Here is an 18,400-nt window from a genome sequence, read left to right as displayed (position 1 = left end):
TCAAATACGGGGCGCCATGCGCACGCTCGTTGTTCTCGATGCAAAGCGGCTCGCGCGCTGGCACGGATGGTTAATTTCGCGCCTCGCGGCGGATGCCCGCGTGGAGTTGCATGTCTCGCTCGTGGAGGGGCCGGCGGGAGCGCGGCCGGGCGCGGCGCTGGAGATGCTGCTCTCCGGCGAGCGCCTGCTCGACCGGCGGCGGCTTTCTGCATCCGATCGGATCACGGCCGCCGAGCTTGGCCATCGCGCGACGGCCGGCCCCTTCCCGGCAGGCGACTTCGACGTGGTGCTCGATCTCACCTGGGGCGTTGCAGGCGTCCCGGCGGCGGGCCGTGTCATCCGGCCGACGTTCGACGCCGATCCTTCGGAAGCGGCGCTGTGGTCGGCTCTGCTCGAACGAAGATCGCCGCTACTCGGCCTCGATCTCGGCGAGGCCAAGCCGCGTCCCGCTGCCCTCCCCGCGGTCGAGCATCCGACGCGTCTTCGTCGCTCGGCGGATCAGGTTCTCTCGCGCCTCATCCAGGTGCTCGCGATTGCCGCTCTCGAAGGCCCGAACGCGCTGCCTCAGGTGCCAGTGCCGTGCGCCGTCAAAGATCACACCGACGCCGGAGCCTTCGCGGCTGCGGACTTCGCGTGGCGCAAAGTCGCCCGCAAGACCGAGCGTGCTCTTTCCAGGCTTCTTGGTACGCGCGAGCGCTGGCGCGTCGGATGGCGCCTCGCGCCTGAGGGGCGCAGCCATCTCGCGGGGCTGGCGCCGGCCGAAGCCTACCGCACGCTTCCGGACGACGGACAGCGTTACTTCGCAGACCCTTTCCCGATGCTGCGCGACGGCCTGCACCATGTCTTCGCCGAGGAGGTGCCGTTTCAAACCGGACGCGGGCTCATTTCGCATTTCACAGTGGATGCGAGCGGCAGGGCAACCGCGCCGCGTCCCGTGCTCGAAACAGGGCATCACCTCTCCTACCCGCAAGTGTTCGCGCATGAGGGGCAGATCTACATGATGCCCGAATGCTCAGCCTCCGGCGCGCTCGACATCTATCGTGCGGACCCGTTTCCACATCGCTGGGTTCCCGCGTTCCGCTTGCTGGACGAGGAGGTTCACGACGCCACGCTCGCCGTCCACGCGGGGGCTTTCTATCTCTTCGCGTCCACGCGCGACCTTCAAAGCTCGTCCTGGGATGCGCTCAACGTCTACCGCTCTGAAAAACTCGAAGGGCCATGGCAGCCAGTGTCCGTGAACCCAGCGCTGATCGATGCGCGCGAGAGCAGGCCCGCGGGAGCGCTCTACCATCGGGACGGCGCCCTCTGGCGCCCCGCACAGAACTGCAGCGCCAGTTACGGCGGCAGCCTCAGCCTCGCCCGCGTGACCCGTCTCGACGCGGACGGCTTCGCTCAGGAGCTCGCTGCCGACCTTCGCATGGGCGGCCAGCCTGCCGGACATGGTCCGCACACGATCAATTGGGCCGACGGGCTCGAGGTCATCGATTTTCTGGCCTGAGGCGCGCCCGCATTCGTCGCCGGAGGCGGTTTACTCTCCCAAGCGAAGGCCGTTTGACACCGCCATTCGAGAGCACTAACTCTATTTGTCTTCTCAACATCTTCAGTGTGGCAGTTGATCCAATGAGCGAAGCCATCTTCACCGATTGGAGCGCGGATACGGCGCGCCGGTGGGCCAGCGAGCCCTTGCGGCTGAAGCACCGCCTGCACACAGATCCTCTGTTCTCGATGGATACGCTGGCCGAGCTGATCGACAGCTATCCCCGGCAGCATTATTCGCTCGTGCAGGTGGGGACGCCCGGGCAGCGCCGTCTCTGGCGCGAAGGCGAGATCGGCAAGCTTTCCGGTGCGCGCGTGATCGAGAGCATCGGCAACGGACGCATGTGGCTCAACCTGCGCAACGTGAGCGCCGTGGACAAACGCTTCCGCGCGCTGCTCGACCAGCTCTTCGGCGAGATCGCCGAGCGCGTGCCCGGCTTCAGTGCCTTCTCGAGCACGATGGGCATTCTCATCTCATCGCCCAAGGCCGAGGTCTACTATCACATGGATCTGCCGGGCCAATCGCTCTGGCAGATCCACGGCAAGAAGCGCGTCTATGTTTATCCTGCCGAGCCGCCGTTCCGGCGCGACGAGGATCTCGAGAGGATCGCGCTCTACCAGCTCGAAATCGACATTCCGTTCGAACCTTCCTACGATCGCTATGCGCAGGTCTTCGAGATCGAAGGCGGCGAGATGCTGCACTGGCCGCTGAATGCTCCTCACCGCGTCGAGAACCTCGACTGCCTCAACGTGTCGATGACGACCGAGTACTGGACGGAGCCGATCCGCCGTTCGCAGATGATCAACCTCGCAAACGGCATTCTGCGCCACAAGCTGGGCGTCACGCCTCGCAGCCGTTCGATCGAGGGGCCTGGCTTCTGGGCCAAGGCTGCTCTCCAGGCGGGCGTGAAGCGCGCAGGTCTCCTCAAGAAGGCGCGCAAGACGCTGCGGCCCATCGAGTTCGAGCTCGATACCGAGCGCATCGGAGAAATCCGCGATATCGCGCCTGTCGCCCGCTGATTTGGGTCAGGAACGCCTGATGTATTGTGCCGAGATCTGCCCGCCGACAGATCTTCTGACCTTGGCCGGTGCCCTCGGAGCCGAGAGAGCGCAGAGCGCATTTACGTCGCCCTACTGGCTCGGTCCGCTTATCGACACACTCGCGCCCGAGGCTGGGGCCGAAGCATTCGGCGTGGTGGTCCGGCGGCGCGCCGACGATGCCGTCGCCGCCGTTCTGCCGCTCGCCGCGACGCGGGAAAAAGGCTTCAAGACGGTTCGGTTCGCGGATTTCGGCGTGACCGACTATGCCGCGCCCCTCATCGGGGCCGCCTTTCCGAAAGCCGCCACCGATGGCCCGGCTTTCAACGCAGCCATCAAAGCCGCCCTCTCGCGTTACGATCTCGTCCGCTTCGAGCGCCTGTTGCCGCAGGTCGCCACGGAAGCCAACCCGCTCGCAACCGACCCGGCCGCCGTTCCCTCCCGCATGAGAGGTCACGTGATCTCGCTCGGGGGCAGCGTACGCGACCATGTGGCGGCGCTCGGCCGCAAGGTGCGCAAGGAGGTGGAGCGCTGCGAGCGCCACATCGCCTCCGCTGGCGCGCTCAGGCTCAACCGTGCGGCGGGGGGAGCTGAGGTCGCCGCCGCCTTCGAGCGGCTCGAAACCCTTCAGTCCGCGCGTTGGAGCGGCACGGAACGGCGCTATCGCCTCGATCAGCCCGCCTATGGCCGCTTCTACCGGTCCGTGATCGAACGCGGAACCGGCCCCGGCTTCGCGGACGTGTTCACGCTGTTCTCCGGTGACGTTCCGGTGGGAGCCGTGTTCGGAGTTCGGGGGCCGGATCGCTTCATCGTGCTGAGGATCGCGAGTGACGATACGCAGTGGGGGCGTTTCTCGCCTGGCCGGATGACGCTGCTCGCCGTGCTGGAGCATCTTGTCGCGGATGGGCTAAGCACCTTCGACCTCGGCATCGGCGATTATGACTTCAAGCGTCGGCTCGGCGCCGTACCCGCCCCGCTGGCCGACCTGACGGCGCCGCTCTCCTGGACCGGCCTGCCCCTGGCCGCCGGGCTCAGGACAAAAGCGTTTCTGGGCCGGCAGCCCGCCCTCAAGCGCCTGGCGGACCGGGTGCGCGGACGCGTCTGAGGCCGTGGCACGAAGACCCTTTTTCCGAGCCCGGGAGTTCGATAAAAGAAGCCACTGCTTCGTGTCGGCTTGGCCATGCGCGCCTTGCCCGTACCCGTTGCACAAGCCTGCCGGCTTAGCTCAGTGGTAGAGCAGCGGTTTTGTAAACCGTTGGTCGGGAGTTCAAATCTCTCAGCCGGCACCAATTTCGCCTCCTTCCTGACGACTTGACGTTGCTCAAACACCGGGACCCCAGTCCGGGTGCATACTGCGGCCAACCCTGGTGCGTTTTGCCGATCTCACGGGATGAGAACGGGCGTTCGAGGGCATTTCGGCGTTCTGCTCGTGGCGGCCCTGCGGCCATTCATCGGGTGGAAGCCTGGAGCCGTCAGGAGCAGCAGACGACCCCATGACCATTCCCGCCCGATGCAGCACCTGTCCTGTCCGGTCTGCCGCGCTTTGCGGCAAGATCAGCGACGACGCCGCTAATGCGCTTTCGCGCGTCATGCATCGCGTTCGCATTCCGGCCGGCCGCGTCATCTATGGCGCCGTCGAGCAGCCGAACTCGTTCGCGATCCTCGTCTCCGGAGTCGTGAAGCTCGTCATCACCAAGCCTGACGGGCGTCAGCAGATCGTCGGCCTGCAATTCCCATCGGATTTCGTGGGCCGGCCGTTCGCGGACGGCTCGACGCTTTCAGCGGAGGCCGCGACTACGCTCGAGCTCTGCTGCTGCTCCGGCCGCGCGTTCGAGAACGTGCTGCGCGACTACCCCGAGCTCGAACGGGCGCTTCTCAAGCGCCTTGTTTCGGACCTCGACGGCGCGCGGAACTGGGCGTTCCTGCTCGGGCGGACGACCGCGCAGGAAAAAGTGGCGAGCCTGCTTTACGTCATCGCAGACCGGATGGCCCGCTCCGTCGTGCGCGGCTGCCAGGAGCGCCCGTGCGCGCTCGGTCTGTCTCTGCCGCTCTCCCGGATGGAGATGGCGGAATGCCTGGGCCTGCGCCTCGAAACGGTCTGCCGCCAAATCACGCAACTCAAATCGCGCGGTGTCATCTCGACGATGGGGCGTCGCGCCTTCGACGTGCTCGACATGCATGAGCTCAAGCAGTGCGCCGCCAACGCCACCGCCGTTCTGGACGAAGCGGTGTGAGGGCGCACACAATCCTATGACACCGCTGCGCGGGGCGGACGCGCGGGAGTTCTCTTGGGGGACATACGATCATGCCTATGACGCTGGCGGGCTCCTGTGTTCAAGAGGGGCGGCCGACGCTACGCCCAGCGCTGCTCGCGGAACGGGCCGGAACTCTCTTCGCTGCCGGAATGCTCGGCATCTTGGCGGTCTCAAGCATCCTCTCCGAGGCAGCGGCGCCAAACGAAACGCCAGATGAGCGGGCGGGCGTCTCCTCTCCCACACCCGAGCACGCTGGCTCAGCTACGCGCGAGACGTTCGTCGCGGGCTACGTCGCGCAGCCCCTCTACGCGCGCAGCGACGTGCACATGACGCGGCCGGACGGCACGGATCTCACGCTCAAGGCGCTCGGGTGGGATGGCGACGCTCTCCGCTTTCCGATCGATGGCGGCGTGCGTGCGGTCTCCGGCGCCGCGCCGCTCAGCTTCATGGTGGATTTCCTCCATAACAAGGCGGTGGCGCGCCTCGGCAAGGGTGCGCACGGGCGCAAGCTCAAGAACCCGGTGATCGAGGACGTGGACACCGAAGGCACTCTCAAGGGCGGGCCGGCGCCGGGGCGCGTGAAGCTCACGGAGGTGTTCGACCGGCTGGAGTTCACGCACGGGCACAATGTGCTTCTGTTCACGCCCCTGTTGCGCCTCGCCAACATCACGCCGCGTATCCGACCCTACCTCGGCGTCGGAGCGGGCTTTGCGCTTCCCCATGTCGAGGTGTGGTTTCCCGGCGAAGCGCGAGACCGGCGCACCAGCGAGTACCAGTTCGCGGGGCCCGCCGCGCAGGCGGTGGCCGGGGTCGAGATCCGCACCGGGCGCATGGCCTACTTCATCGAGTACAAGTTCAGCTATGCCTGGATTTCGGCGGCGTTGAGCGGCGACGAGTCCTGGCTCAACTTCGACATGCCGGGCGATCTCTTGCGGCAGCTCCAACGGTGGTGGCGGGGTGAGGAGCCTGCCTTCGGCCGCCTCGGCACTACGCTCGCGGCTCACCAGATCGCAGTCGGCGCCGGGTACTGGCTGCAAGGCACCCGCGCCACGCCCTGAGAGACAATGAAAAAAGGCGGCACGCAGATGCGGCCGCCTTCTCCTACTTTCAGACTTTCTGATCCTGCGCGCGTCAGTTCGGCGCGGAGCCGAGCCCGATGGTGATGCGGAGGCCTGTCCTCAACTCCCAGAGGTCGTCGTCCTGAACGTGGGATTCCAAACCGACGATCTTGTTGCTGGTCAGGTGCGCGGTCGGGACGTTGGAGAAGTAATCGGCCTCGGCGAAACCTTCGAGGTTGGCCGTCTGCGAGAGCTTCACCTTCAGACCGATGCCGAGCAGGCCACGGAAGCCCACGCCGGAGTCATTATCGGAAATGGTGGCGGCGAAAATGTCGGGCGTGCCGTTGGAGCTCGACCGGAACTTGCCGTCTGCGTCATAGCCATAGATGCCGGCCCCGACGCGCCCCACCAGGGCGACGTTGGATGTGAGCCAGGTCTCCGGCTCAGCCGAGACGGCGATACCGTAGAGCAGCGCATCCACGCTCGCGCCGCGGCGGAATTCGCAGCAGAGCGTCGTCGTGACGAGCGTGCTGGTGTCTTCCTCGAAGCTGCGGATGAAGGGCGCAAAGGCCCACGTCACGGTCGTCGTGGCGTTGACGACGTCATCATCCTCGAGGCGGAAGCCGACTTCCCAGGTCTCGCGCTCGACCTTGGTGCGCCCTGTCAGGCCACCGCCAGCGCCGAGAAGGGTTCCGTCCACGTTCTTCAGGATGATATCCGAGAGCGGGGGCGCGGTGTTGCGCGCGCTGTCGTCGGCGTTGCCGTAGAGCAGGTAGACTTCGAAGCGATTGAAATCGAAGAGGTAGGGCGTGCCGTTTTCGTAGCCGATCTGGCCGCCGACGAAATAGCCGTCATTGGGCGAAACGAAGGTGTCCTGCTCCGGGCCGCCCGACGTCACAACGATACCGTGGCCCGTCACATCCGGTCCGTCCTGATGAAGATAGCCGCCGTCGAAGGACAGCGTATAGCCATTCGGGCCGACCGGGGCCTTGCCCATATCTGCATGAGATGGCTGCGAAATCGCAGACAACCCAGCGGCTGCGACGATCGCTACGGCTACGCGACCTCTCGTCATGCTATCCCCCTCGCTGCGCCGTCGCCGGCCCCCGCTCATGCAAATTCTATAGACGCCCCCAAGTCGGGCGGAGCGTGCCGAAAACGACTAATCCCCAGCAATGAGCGATTCTCGACTGATTCGCGACCTCTTCGGGCTTGATTCGCAACACACAAGAGATTTCTTTGCTGCACTCAACAAAAAAGGCGGAGCCGCGAACGGCCCCGCCGAAGATGCAGTCCAAATATCTGCCGGGCCAAATATCTGCCGGGTTAGATCACGTAGAAATCGGTGTGATCCACGGCGGCCGCACCGCCGGAGATGCCAGATAGGGTCAGCGTAGCAAACTGAACCTTGGCACCAGCGCCGTTGCCGTCGGCGTCGTAGTAGAGCGCCCCCGTGTTGGTGTCGAAGATAATGCGTTGGCTGGACGCGCTCGCCTCGCCCGTGGTGTTGGCAACGAAGGCGGCCGACGACAGCGTGCCTCCGGGCAGTGCGGAGAAGAGCCCTGCCCCGTTGTCGAGAAGAATATAGTCCTGGCTGCCGTCCGAAGGGTTTGCGTCGAAGTCGAGAATTGTATCGACATTCGTCGTGCTGTTGAGCGTCGTGTTGAAGATGAAATAGTCGCTTCCCGAGCCACCGACCAAGAGATCGTTGCCGAGCCCGCCGTTCAACTCATCGTTGCCTGAGTTGCCGATCAGAACGTCGTTTCCACCGAAGCCATTGATTTCATCACCGTTGGTTCCGCTGATGAGAATGTTGGCGTTGTTGTCGCCATTGAGCGGGTCCGTGTTGGAATTGACGCGATCGATGGTGACCGTCGCGGTGTCCGTCAACGATCCGGCGGTCGCCGTGTAGCTGAACGAGCCGCCGCGCGGGTTGGGGTCCGAGAACGTGACGCTTCCCGATCCATCCGTCACGGTGCCGCCGGAGGCGCTGAACACGTTGGTGAGCGTGATGGATTGGCCTTCCGCGTCGGTATCGTTGTAGAGCAACGCATAGTCCGGGATCACGATCGAGGCGGGGTTACCCGCGATGTTCGTGATGATGGCGTCGTCGCGTGCCACCGGAGCATCATCCACCGGCGTGATGTTGATGAGCACCGACTTGGTATCGGTCAGCGCGCCACCCGCACCCGTGTCTCCCGTGTCGTTCACGTGCAGGCTAAGCGTCGCATTGGCAGGCGGCGTATCCAGGTTGGCCACGTAGTGGATGGACCCTGCCGATCCCGGCCCGGTGTCGATGCCGCCGAGCAGGTTGTTGATCTGCTGCTGGCTGCCGGTGATGGTCACGGTCGAGCTGCCGCTGCCGCTCACCGATGCACCGCTGTTGCCTGCCGTCACGTTGAGAATGCCCGCGGTGACGGAGAGCTGTGCGAAGATCGACGCGCTGCCCGCATCCACATCGAAAACCGACAGGCCCGTGCCATGAAGCGCGAGGCTGGTGTCCTCGATCGCCGCGTAGCTTGCCGCCGTGATGGTCGCGACCGGGGCGTCGTTCACCGGAGTGAGATCGAGGAGAACGGTGTCGCTATCGATCTTGGCTCCGCCCAGGCCGGACGCGCCGCCGTCGTTCGAGGTGACGGTAAGCGTGACGTCGGCCGTGGAGTTCGCAAGCGGCGTGAACGTGACGCCCTGCGCCGGGTTCAGCAAGAAGGCGTTGATGGCCGCCAACGTTCCCGTGAGCGTGAGCGCGCTCGCGCTTCCTCCGACGGTTACGCCGGAAGCCGACGATGCCGTTAGAGCACCGGTCGCGCCCGGGATCGAAAGCGTTACGGTGAGGTTCGATGTTCCGATGTCGGCGTCCGCGAAAGAGATGCCGGAGAGCTTGGTCGGCGTGTCCTCCTGGACCCCGATGGAAGCCGGAACGGTATTGACGGGCGCTTCGTTGGCGTTCTGCACCGTAATCTGCAGCGAGGCCGTGCTGCTGTCTCCATCACGATCGACGATCGTGTAGTTGAAGGTGCCGATGCGGTCGGCCGCGATTCCGGTCGGGGCGGTGAAGTGCCAGGCGCCCGTCGCGAAGTTGAACGTGAGCCTGCCGCCGATCTCGGTCGTGATGTTGCTCAGGAGATTTCCGGCGACCGGCGCGCCTCCTGCGCTCGAGGTGATCTGGGTGCCGTTATAGGAATAGGTGACGCCGTTGATCGCGATCGAGGCGATGCGGCCTGCGCCGTCGGCACCGAAGCCGTCGTTGGTCAGCACGTTGCCCGAGATGTCACCGCCCAGCACGACGCTGAGCAGCGTATCGATCAACTCGTCGAAGTTGCCGACGCTGATCGGCGCGCCCGAACCATCGACATCCACATCCTGCAGACGCGCAGTGTTGATGCCGTCGCCGATACCGATCGTGGTGACGTTGATCGGGTTCGCGCCGTTGACGAACGCGTTCCAGGCGATCGTGGTCGGATCGTTCAGCGAGCCGCCGGTGGATCCGGTCTGCTCGTTCGGATTGCCGTCGCTCAGGAAGAAGACCTGATTGCTCCAGCCTGCGAGCGGCGTGTAGACCGCCATCGTCTGCTGGATGGCCGCGGTGAAGTCCGTGGTGAAGCCAATAGAGCCCGGGGCCGTGCCGCCCGCCAGCGGATTGATCGCGTTCAACTGGGCCTGAAGCGCGGCAAAGGTCGTGAAAGGACCGTACGACGTGGCATCGCCCGCGAACGGGAACAGGTGCACGCGCACATCGCCGCTGGTGCCATCGAAGAGCTGCTGGGCGGCCGTCGCAACGGCCTGCAACATCTGGTTCAACTCGACATTGTCGATGCTGCCGCTGAAATCGAGCACGAAGGCGCAGTTGAAATCCTTGCCCTCACCCTCGACGACGGAGGCCGTGTCGCCGACTGCGACCGGCACGTCGTCGATCACGGTGATCGACGCATTGAGCGGCACGTTGGTATCGCCCACCGGCCCGCCCGCGTCGGAGACGACGACACGTCCGTTGAGATTGATGGCGAGGGTGTTCTCTCCGCCGCCCGCCGGATGATCGACAGGAGCGAGGAGCGTGAAGGTGTAGGCACCGGTTGCGGTGTCGGTGAGCGCGAGCTCGAACACCTTGGTATCGCCGGCACCATACGGACCGCTGCCGCCGTCTCCGTTGGTATAGCCGATCAGGTTGCCGCCGCTGGTCGCGAAGTACACCGGACGGCCGGCGGAGGTGAGGGCGCCATTGGCGACCGTCTGCACGGCGGGATTGACGCTCAACCCGGCGAACGCGAAGCTCAAAGCTCCGTCGATCCCACCGGTGACCACGGAACCGAAGCTGCCCTGGTGCACGTTGCTCGTCAGGCCGAAGTTGCCGGCCGTGTCGGCATCGAGGTCCGGCGGACCCGAGACTTGATCTTCGATGCCGCCGGGAAGGCCGTGCTCCTCCTCGACGAGGCCGCTCGCAGCACCGCTGATCACCAGCGGCGTGTTCACGTTCACGACGCGGATGATGTGGGTGTCGGAGGCAGTGTCGAGATCGCCATCCGTCATGCTGATCGTGATGTTCACGTTGGCGGTTGCCGAGATGGAGGACGGCGTGAAGGTCCACGTTCCCGTTCCGGCCGGCGTCGGAGCGCCGACCACCAGTGTTCCCGCGGACGTGACGATCGTCTCGCCGTCGAGCAGGGCGTTCACATCGACCACCTGAACGTTGGTGCCGTCGACGTTGACCATGAGCTGGCCCAGGAGCAGGCCGTCGGCACCGGCGGTGAACTGATAGGTTCCGTTTACCGGCGCGCCGTTCTCGTTCACGGTGCTGGCGCCGCCGATATCGACGCTCACGATGTCGTCGACAATGCGGACGTCGATGGAACCCGTGGCCTGCGAGCCGTCCGTATCGGTGACCTCAACCGTAAAGCTCTCGGTGATGCTGTTCTCGCCGAGCCCGGCCGGATGCGCCTCATTGTCGAGCAGCGTATAGGCGTAGCTGACAACGCCGGTCGCCGCATTGAAGCCGGTGATCGAGAGCGTGTTGCCGAGCGGCGTCGTGATGTTGAGCGGGAACGGCCCTGTAAGCGGCACGGACGTGTTGTGCACGCTGATGGCAGCGACACCATCGGGCGCTGTGATCGTGAAGGTACCCGTTTGCGTGAGAGCCGCAGCGTTCGGCGACGAGCCGGCCGACTCGCCCGCGCCACGGCTGGCCGCGAGATCATCCTCGTCCACGACCAGCTCTCCGCCCGCAACGTCGAGGCCGGAGATGGTCACCGGATCGTCGGCGCCGTTGACTGTGATGGTGAGGGTGGCGATCGCGGGGTCACCGTCCGCATCGCGGATGGTATAGGTGAACGTCTCTGTGAGGGACTGGTTGCTGTTTAGCGCGAGCACCGCCGGGTGGTTGCTGTTGACGGTGTAAGAATAGTTGCCAGCAGCATCAACCGCGAGATTGCCGTAGCCGCCCGCAACCGTGCTCCCCACGGCGCCGGCCCAGGAGATGGAGCCGAAGCCGTCGGCGCCGAGGGTATCGGCCACGCCATCCGTGCCGTTGCTATCGGTCCCGAGACCGCCGTCGAGCCCGGAAACCACGTTGCCCGTCGCGACGGGACTCGACACGGCGGTCACGGCGTCTGCGTCGTTACGGGCAGCCGGTGCGTCGTCGTGGAACACGAGGGAAGAGCCGATATCAATGCTCGCCCTGGCAAAGTCGCCATCCCTGTCGGTGATGGTTGCGCTGACCGAGATGAAATTGGCGCCGAGGGAAACCGACTGGTTCGGGCCTGTATCCGGCGTATGCGCGATGGCGCGCTGCTGGTCGAGCGTAACATTGCCGGCACTGTCGATGGTGACGGTGAAGGAGATTGCGCCCGCCGAGTTGCCGGCGCGGCCGACGATTGCGCCACCCTCGCTGAAGAGCAGTATGCTGTCGCCGCTGGCCGTATCGACGAGACCCGTGTCGACACCCGGGGTGATGTTGATGAGCGCGTAGGTGATTGCGCCCGCGCCATCGGCGCCGTAGGTGGTGCCGAAATTGGCGGCGACGTTTGTGCTCGCGTCGCTTCCGAGGGCGGTCTCATCGACGGCGAGCAAGGGAATGCTCGCGTTCCTGACCCCGATGGCCGGGGCATCATCCTTGAAGATCAGCGAGCCGCCGATGTCGAGCGTTGCCGTTGCAGCATCGCCATCGCGATCGGTGATCCGTCCGGTCAGCGAAACGAGATTGGCGGCGATCGAGACAGATTCGTCAGGATTCGTGCTGTCCGTGTGCACGATCGCGCGCTGCTGGTCGAGCGTCACGTTCCCCGAGGCGTCCACGGTGACACGGAAGGAGACGTCGCCGGCTGAGCTTCCGACGCGTCCGACGATCGCACCGCTTTCGTTGAACAAGAAGATCGCGTTTCCGGTGGCGGTGTCGATCAAGCCAGAGTTCACGCCCTGGGCGCTCACACCCAGCGCATAGACGAGCGAGCCCGCTCCATCTGCACCAAAAGAACCGATAAAGCTGCCCGCGAAGCTGGCGGTTGCGTTGACCGCAAGATTGCTCTCGTCGACGACGAGGGCGGGCGCACCGGCGTTTCCGACCGAGATGGACGGGGCGTCGTCCTTGAAGATCAGCGAGGCGCCGATGTTGACGGACGCGCTAGCGGAATCCCCGTCGCGATCGGTAATCCGGCCCGTCAGCGTGACCAGGTTGGCGGCGATCGAGACAGCCTCGTCCGGCCCAGCGTTCGCCGTGTGGGCGATGGCGCGCTGCTGGTCGAGCGTGACGTTGCCCGCGCTGTCCACGGTAGCGCGGAAGGAGACGGCGCCCCCCGAGCTGCCGACGCGGCCGACGATCGCGCCGCTTTCGTTGAAGAGCAGGATGGCGTTTCCGGTGGCGGTGTCGATCAAGCCGGAGTTCACGCCCTGGGCGCTCACACCCAGCGCGTAGACAAGCGAGCCTGCGCCATCGGCGCCATACGCGCTCGCGAAGCTGCCGGCAAAGCTCGCCGTGGCGTTGGATGCAAGATTGGTCTCATCGACGATGAGCTTGCCGGTTACACCGACTGCGCGGATCGAGGGTACGTCGTCGATAATGCGGACTGCGAGCGAAGAGTTGGCGGAGCTGCCGTCGCGGTCGGTGAGGACGACGGTAAAGCTCTCGAACAGAGCGTTTTCGCCCGCGCCAGCCGTATGCTGCTCGGCGCCGTTCAGCGTGTAGGAATAGGTAACGACGCCGGTTGCGGAGTTGAAAGACGTGAACCGCAGCGTATTGCCCAGGGGCGAAGAGAACGAGGTGGCAGTGAATACGCCGTTGGTGATGATGGCGCGGCCGCCGACGATCAGATCGTCCAGCCCGTCCGGCGTGGTGATCTTGAAGGTTCCGACCGACGTCAGCGACTCCTTCGTGGTGTCAGAGCCCGTCGGGAGGTCGTCCTCGTCGACGGTGACATCGCCGCCGCTGGCGGCGGGCGTGAGATCGCTGATGGTGACGCCGTCGTTGGCGCCGCGAATGGTGATGGTGACGATCTGCGAGGCCGTTCTGCCGTGACCGTCGTCGACGGTGACGCGGTACTGCTGAACGCGCACATCGTTCGGGCCGAGCGAATCCAGAACGCTGTCGGCGACCCTAAAGGTCCAGCCGATGGAATCGGTGTTCTGGTTGACCGAGCCGATGGTCAGAGCGCCGAGATAGCCGTTGCCGAGCGGCGCGACCTTGGCTGTGTGCGTGTCGAGCTTGTCCACGTCGTTGAAGGTGACGGTGCCGGTGCGGGCGTGCGTCGTCGCGTTCTCACCCGCCGCGCCGTCCGCGATCTCGGTGACAGTGGCCGCCTGGACAGCAGACGTGATCACCGGTGCATCGTTGGTGCCCACGATCTTGATGGTGACCGAGGTGGTTGCCGTGCGGCCCGTGATGTCGGTGAGTGTGACCTTGTAGGTCTGGACCAGGGTCTGGCCAGCCTGCAGATAGTCGATGGCGCCGTCCTGGAGCTTGAAGGTCCAGCCCACCGTGTCGGCAACCTGGTTGACAGGGCCGAGCGTGAAGGTGCCGAGGTAGCCGCTTCCGGCGGGCGTGAAGGAGACCTTGTGGGTGTCGGCAGCCGTGTCCGAGAATTTCAGCGTCGCCTGCTGCGTGTGAACGTAGGTACGCTCCTGAGGATGATTATCCCGCAGCTCTATGACGGTCGCGCATTGCGGCGAGGTGGTAAAGACCGGGATGACCTTTCCGCACAACTCCTCGAACGAAAGAACTTTTGCGACCTTGACTTTCTTCGCCACGGATCACTCCACTACGTCAATCGCGACCTTGGGTTTCTGAGCGGAGTGCGGGCCCAAAGGCGTGAATACTGGGAAAACTCCAATAACAACACTCCGGAATGGCACGCTTTTATAACTCCCGTTAAGCGAATTAAATTGAAACGCTCATTTACCGTTAACTCGGATTATTTCATTTCAAATTTTATTTAAATAATTTTGTTATTCGTCATAAATTTTGGAAAATTTCGCGCGGAAAACTCAAAGCAGAATCAAACAGGGCTGCGGCCTAAGGGCGGTAGACACGCGGGGCGGGTTGCGGTTGGATCGCGCTCTCCTTCACCGTTCGGATGATCATGACCATCTCGCCACCTCCCGACGCCAGCCCACCCCCCATCATTTCAAGCGCTGCCGACCTGCTTCTGCGCTACGACGTGCTTTATTGCGATGTATGGGGTGTCGTTCACGACGGCGTTCGCGCCTATGCCGGGGCCACGGAGGCGCTCATGCGCTTCCGGGCGCACGGGGGAACCGTGGTTCTCGTGACCAACGCGCCGGTGCCCACGCATCGTGTGGAGGCGATGCTGGAGGCGCGGCATGTGCCGCCAGACACTTACGACGCGATCGTTTCATCGGGAGAGATCGCGCTCGCGCATATCCGCGAGAAGGGCTACAGGCGCGTCCATTTCATCGGACCACGCGCGCGCGACGCGGCTTTCTTCGAGAAGGCCTCGGTGCCCGATGTGGGACTCGGCGAGGCGGAGGCCGTGGTCTGCACAGGGCTCACTGACGATGTCAACGAAACGGTGGAAAGCTACCGCGATCTGCTCACGGATGCCCGCGCGCACGATCTGCCCTTCGTGTGCGCCAATCCGGATCTGGTAGTGGATGTGGGAGGCCGCCTGTTCCTTTGCGCGGGCGCGCTTGCGGATGCCTACGCGCATATGGGCGGGCGCGTCTATTGGGCGGGTAAGCCCCACGCGACGGCCTACGCAGCAGCCAAGGCCGAGGCGAGCCGGATAAGAGGGGCGGAGGTACCTTCAGAGCGCGTGCTGGTCATCGGCGATGCGGTGCGCACCGATCTTGCGGGCGCGCACGGGGCTGGCCTCGACGCCCTGTTCATCGCGGGCGGCATTCACCGGCACGACACCATGGTGGGCGCCGACATCGATCCAGACAAGCTCGCGCGGTTGTTCCCGGCGGGAACGCCGGGCGCCCTCGCAGCGATGGCGGCTCTGGCCTGGTGAGAGCAGCGTGAACGCGCCACCCCATCCAGGTTGCAGATCCTAGATCTTGTGGGACATGCGGCGGCGTTTGGTTTCGAGGTAATGCTCGTTGTGCGCACCCGGCCTCACGATGACGGGAATGCGATCCACGACCTCGATACCGGCATCCTCGAGCGCTTGCACCTTGGTTGGATTGTTGGTCATCAAGCGAATCTTCGAAAATCCGAGATCGAGCAGGATCTCGGCCGCGAGCTCATATTCGCGCGCATCGATCGGCGCGCCGATCTCGATATTCGCGTCCACCGTGTCGAGCCCCTGATCCTGCAGGGCATAGGCCTTGATCTTGTTGAAGAGGCCGATGCCGCGCCCCTCCTGATAAGGCAGGTAGATGAGGATGCCGTTGGGCGTCACTGTGATGCGTCTCAGCGCGGATTCGAGCTGAGCGCGGCAATCGCAGCGAAGCGAGTGGAAGATATCGCCAGTGACACAGCCGGAATGGACGCGAACCAGCGGGATCTCGCCAGCTTCGTCGCCCACGCCCCGGTTGATGAGGGCCATGGCCTGCGAATGCTCGTCCTTGCCCTGATAGGCACGGGCTTCGAGCACGAGTTCGACACCATCGAGCTCGATCGGCAGTTGTGTGCGTGCCGAACGGTCGACGTCGAGTTTCTTGGCTTGGACGCCGCTGGACGGCACCTGGCTCTCCTAAATGCGTTACCTGCTGTTCGCGGGGCTGGCCGCGGCAGGCTTGCCCTGCGGCCGGTGGACATGTTGTAGCACATCGCTCAATTCACAAGATGCGAATTGGACGCGGGGCTGCCAGCCCGTATACCATGGGTTCCTCCCAAACGGACAGAGCGGCTTTTCGATGAGATTTAGCTTTTTTCTCTTAACCGTCATTGCCTGCCTCGCCCCCTTCGCCGCTCACTCCACTCCCTCGCCCCGCCCCTCGCCCAACGACGCCATCGCGGCGGAGATCGAAGCCAAGGTCTCGGCGCTCCTCGGCCGCATGACGCTCGAGGAAAAGATCGGGCAGCTCAATTTCCCTTCTTACGCCTTCCCGCGGGAGCCGCAGCTCACATCGGTCAAGAGCGGACGCATTGGCGGCATGCTCAATGTCGCCCATCCCGATCACGTCCGCGTGTTCGAGGAGGCCGTACAGGCATCGCGCCTCAAAATTCCGCTGCTGTTTGCCATCGACGCGATTCACGCCTTCCATATCGCCTTTCCGACGCCGATCGCCTGGGCGGCGACCTGGCGGCCGGAACTGGCCGAGCGGGCGGCCGAGGCGATCGGCAACGAGACGGCGCAGATCGGCGTCAACATCACGTTTGCGCCGATGGTCGACATCTCGCGCGACCCGAGATGGGGGCGCGTGATCGAGGGGGCCGGTGAGGACGCGTTTCTGGCCGCCGCCTTCTCGGCTGCGCGGGTGCGCGGCTACCACAAGGGCGGGCTCGCCACCTCCGCCAAGCATTTCGTCGGCTATGGCGCTCCGGAAGGCGGGCGCGACTACAACGGGGCGCAGATTTCGCTCTCCGAGCTCTTCGACCGTTACATCCCGCCTTTCAAGGCTGCGATCGATGCCGGAACGGAAACAGTGATGGCGTCCTTCAACACCGTGAACGGGGTTCCGGTGACGGCAAACCGTCGCCTCATCACCGGCGTGCTCAAGGAGCGGCTCGGCTTCGACGGGCTCGTGATGTCCGATTTCGCGGCGATCAGCGAGCTGGTCAATCACGGCGTGGCCGGCGATCTCGGCGAGGCGGCCCGCAAGGCGCTGCATGCGGGCATAGACTTCGACATGGAAGGCAAAGCCTACGACAAGCACCTCGCGGAAGGCGTCAAGGCGGGGCTGGTGCCCGTGAGCGAGATCGACGCCGCGGTGCGCCGCGTGCTGCGCGTGAAGTACCGCATGGGGCTGTTTCCGGATTCGCCGGGCGGCGTGCGCAAGGTGCCGCCCGCCATCGGCGAAGCGGGTGTCCGCAAGACGGCCCGCGACGTGGCGCGGGAGAGCTTCGTTCTGCTCAAGAACGGCGGGGCCACTCTGCCCATCACGCCGCAATCGGGCACCGTGGCGCTGATCGGAGCCGCGGCGACGTCCACGAACGATCATTCCTGGTACGGGCCGGCCGGACTTGAAAAGCCCAAGACGGAGACGCTGCTCGAGGCGCTCGAGGCTCGCGTAGGCAAGACGCAGAAGCTGCTCTTCGCTCCGGCCTTCGCGGATGCGTGCGGGCAATCGTTCGCGGACAAGGACAAGGCCCTCGAAACCGCGCGCGCGGCCGATCTCGTCGTTCTGGTGCTGGCGGAAGATTGCGCGATTTCGGGCGAAGGCGTGTCGCGCGTCGATCTGGGGCTCACGGGCGTGCAGGAGGAGATGCTCGACGCGCTCGTCGGTGTGGGCAAGCCGATCGCGCTCGTCGTGGAGACGGGCCGGCCCCTCACGCTCACCGCCGAATCCGAGAAAGTCGCGTCGCTCCTGATCGCGTGGCATCCCGGCACCGAAGGCCGCACGGCGCTCGCGGAAGTTCTTGCCGGAGAGTTCGCGCCGTCGGGCAAGCTGCCGATGACCTTCCCGCGCTCGGTGGGGCAGATCCCGCTCTCGTACAACGAGCTGCCGACCAGCCGCCCCTTCACCGGCGATCGCTTCACGACGGGGTATGTGGATGAGAAGCCGACGCCTCTCTATCCGTTCGGCCACGGGCTCAGCTACACCACCTTCAGCTATTCGGATCTCAGGATCGGCACGCCCGAGATGCGGCGCACCGGCAAGATCGAGGTGAAGGTGGATGTGACGAACACCGGCCTGCGCGCGGGCCAGGAGGTTGTACAGCTCTATACGCGCCAGCTCGTCGCCTCGCGGTCACGTCCGCTGCGCGAGCTCAAGGGCTTCGAGAAAATCGAGCTTGCGCCGGGGCAGCGCAAAACGGTGCGCTTCACGCTCAATGCGTCCGACCTTGCCTATCACGATGACGACGGCAAGCCGGTGATCGAGCCCGGCCCGTTCAACGTGTTCGTGGGCGGCAGCTCCGCAGCCGACCTCAAGGGCGAGTTCCGTATCGTCGCCGACAACTGA

Annotated in this window: 10 protein-coding genes and 1 tRNA gene; 8 read left to right on the top strand and 3 right to left on the bottom strand. The window is 64.8% G+C overall.

Features of this window, described 5'->3' with window-relative positions; genetic code table 11:
* Positions 1-16: 16 nt before the first annotated feature.
* From F812_RS25355 to F812_RS0107550, 6 genes are all read left to right on the top strand, one after another.
* A complete protein-coding gene (locus F812_RS25355) occupies positions 17-1,498 on the top strand; it encodes a glucosamine inositolphosphorylceramide transferase family protein (RefSeq protein ID WP_020085363.1) in 1,482 nt (493 codons plus the stop codon).
* 122 nt (positions 1,499-1,620) lie between these two features.
* The gene (locus tag F812_RS0107570; RefSeq protein WP_020085362.1) at positions 1,621-2,556 is read left to right on the top strand and encodes a cupin domain-containing protein; all 936 of its coding nucleotides are present in this window, start codon (positions 1,621-1,623) and stop codon (positions 2,554-2,556) included.
* Between the two features lie 19 nt (positions 2,557-2,575).
* The gene (locus tag F812_RS0107565; protein ID WP_020085361.1) at positions 2,576-3,679 is read left to right on the top strand and encodes a GNAT family N-acetyltransferase; all 1,104 of its coding nucleotides are present in this window, start codon (positions 2,576-2,578) and stop codon (positions 3,677-3,679) included.
* Positions 3,680-3,788: 109 nt separating this feature from the next.
* Positions 3,789-3,863, top strand: a tRNA-Thr gene (locus F812_RS0107560).
* Positions 3,864-4,067: 204 nt separating this feature from the next.
* Positions 4,068-4,808 carry a Crp/Fnr family transcriptional regulator gene (locus tag F812_RS0107555; RefSeq protein ID WP_020085360.1) on the top strand — a complete coding sequence of 247 codons (741 nt, stop codon included), beginning with the start codon at positions 4,068-4,070 and terminating at the stop codon, positions 4,806-4,808.
* Positions 4,809-4,879: 71 nt separating this feature from the next.
* A complete protein-coding gene (locus F812_RS0107550) occupies positions 4,880-5,887 on the top strand; it encodes a hypothetical protein (RefSeq protein WP_040497933.1) in 1,008 nt (335 codons plus the stop codon).
* 73 nt (positions 5,888-5,960) lie between these two features.
* On the opposite strand, the gene F812_RS0107545 is transcribed toward F812_RS0107550, so the two are convergent.
* Both F812_RS0107545 and F812_RS0107540 read right to left on the bottom strand, forming a co-directional pair.
* Complete coding sequence (locus F812_RS0107545) at positions 5,961-6,962, bottom strand: hypothetical protein (RefSeq protein ID WP_156827297.1); 1,002 nt, start codon at positions 6,960-6,962, stop codon at positions 5,961-5,963.
* A gap of 251 nt (positions 6,963-7,213) precedes the next feature.
* The gene (locus tag F812_RS0107540; RefSeq protein ID WP_020085357.1) at positions 7,214-14,119 is read right to left on the bottom strand and encodes a DUF5801 repeats-in-toxin domain-containing protein; all 6,906 of its coding nucleotides are present in this window, start codon (positions 14,117-14,119) and stop codon (positions 7,214-7,216) included.
* A gap of 332 nt (positions 14,120-14,451) precedes the next feature.
* Between F812_RS0107540 and F812_RS0107535 the strand changes: the two genes are divergently transcribed.
* Positions 14,452-15,342: a TIGR01459 family HAD-type hydrolase gene (locus F812_RS0107535; RefSeq protein ID WP_040498069.1), complete on the top strand. Its 891-nt coding sequence runs from the start codon at positions 14,452-14,454 to the stop codon at positions 15,340-15,342.
* Positions 15,343-15,381: 39 nt separating this feature from the next.
* On the opposite strand, the gene ribA is transcribed toward F812_RS0107535, so the two are convergent.
* Positions 15,382-16,017 (bottom strand): GTP cyclohydrolase II, encoded by a 636-nt coding sequence (ribA, locus tag F812_RS0107530; protein ID WP_020085355.1) that lies wholly within the window; start codon positions 16,015-16,017, stop codon positions 15,382-15,384.
* Positions 16,018-16,189: 172 nt separating this feature from the next.
* Here ribA and F812_RS23020 point away from each other — a divergent pair, with 172 nt between their 5' ends.
* The gene (locus F812_RS23020; RefSeq protein WP_020085354.1) at positions 16,190-18,400 is read left to right on the top strand and encodes a glycoside hydrolase family 3 N-terminal domain-containing protein; all 2,211 of its coding nucleotides are present in this window, start codon (positions 16,190-16,192) and stop codon (positions 18,398-18,400) included.

Origin of the sequence: Hyphomicrobium zavarzinii ATCC 27496 (assembly GCF_000383415.1) — a bacterium.
In the GTDB taxonomy this organism is placed as follows: domain Bacteria; phylum Pseudomonadota; class Alphaproteobacteria; order Rhizobiales; family Hyphomicrobiaceae; genus Hyphomicrobium_C; species Hyphomicrobium_C zavarzinii.
The sequence above is the reverse complement of the archived record's forward strand: the minus strand, read 5'-3'. Positions and strand labels throughout refer to the sequence as shown.

What these genes read in the sequence shown, in the direction of transcription:
- F812_RS25355 (WP_020085363.1), top strand. Translation starts at nt 17, where the DNA reads ATGCGCACGCTCGTTGTTCTCGATGCAAAGCGGCTCGCGCGCTGGCAC.
- F812_RS0107565 (WP_020085361.1), top strand. Translation starts at nt 2,576, where the DNA reads ATGTATTGTGCCGAGATCTGCCCGCCGACAGATCTTCTGACCTTGGCC.
- F812_RS0107545 (WP_156827297.1), bottom strand. Translation starts at nt 6,962, where the DNA reads ATGACGAGAGGTCGCGTAGCCGTAGCGATCGTCGCAGCCGCTGGGTTG.
- F812_RS23020 (WP_020085354.1), top strand. Translation starts at nt 16,190, where the DNA reads ATGAGATTTAGCTTTTTTCTCTTAACCGTCATTGCCTGCCTCGCCCCC.
- F812_RS0107535 (WP_040498069.1), top strand. Translation starts at nt 14,452, where the DNA reads ATGACCATCTCGCCACCTCCCGACGCCAGCCCACCCCCCATCATTTCA.
- F812_RS0107550 (WP_040497933.1), top strand. Translation starts at nt 4,880, where the DNA reads ATGCCTATGACGCTGGCGGGCTCCTGTGTTCAAGAGGGGCGGCCGACG.
- F812_RS0107570 (WP_020085362.1), top strand. Translation starts at nt 1,621, where the DNA reads ATGAGCGAAGCCATCTTCACCGATTGGAGCGCGGATACGGCGCGCCGG.
- F812_RS0107555 (WP_020085360.1), top strand. Translation starts at nt 4,068, where the DNA reads ATGACCATTCCCGCCCGATGCAGCACCTGTCCTGTCCGGTCTGCCGCG.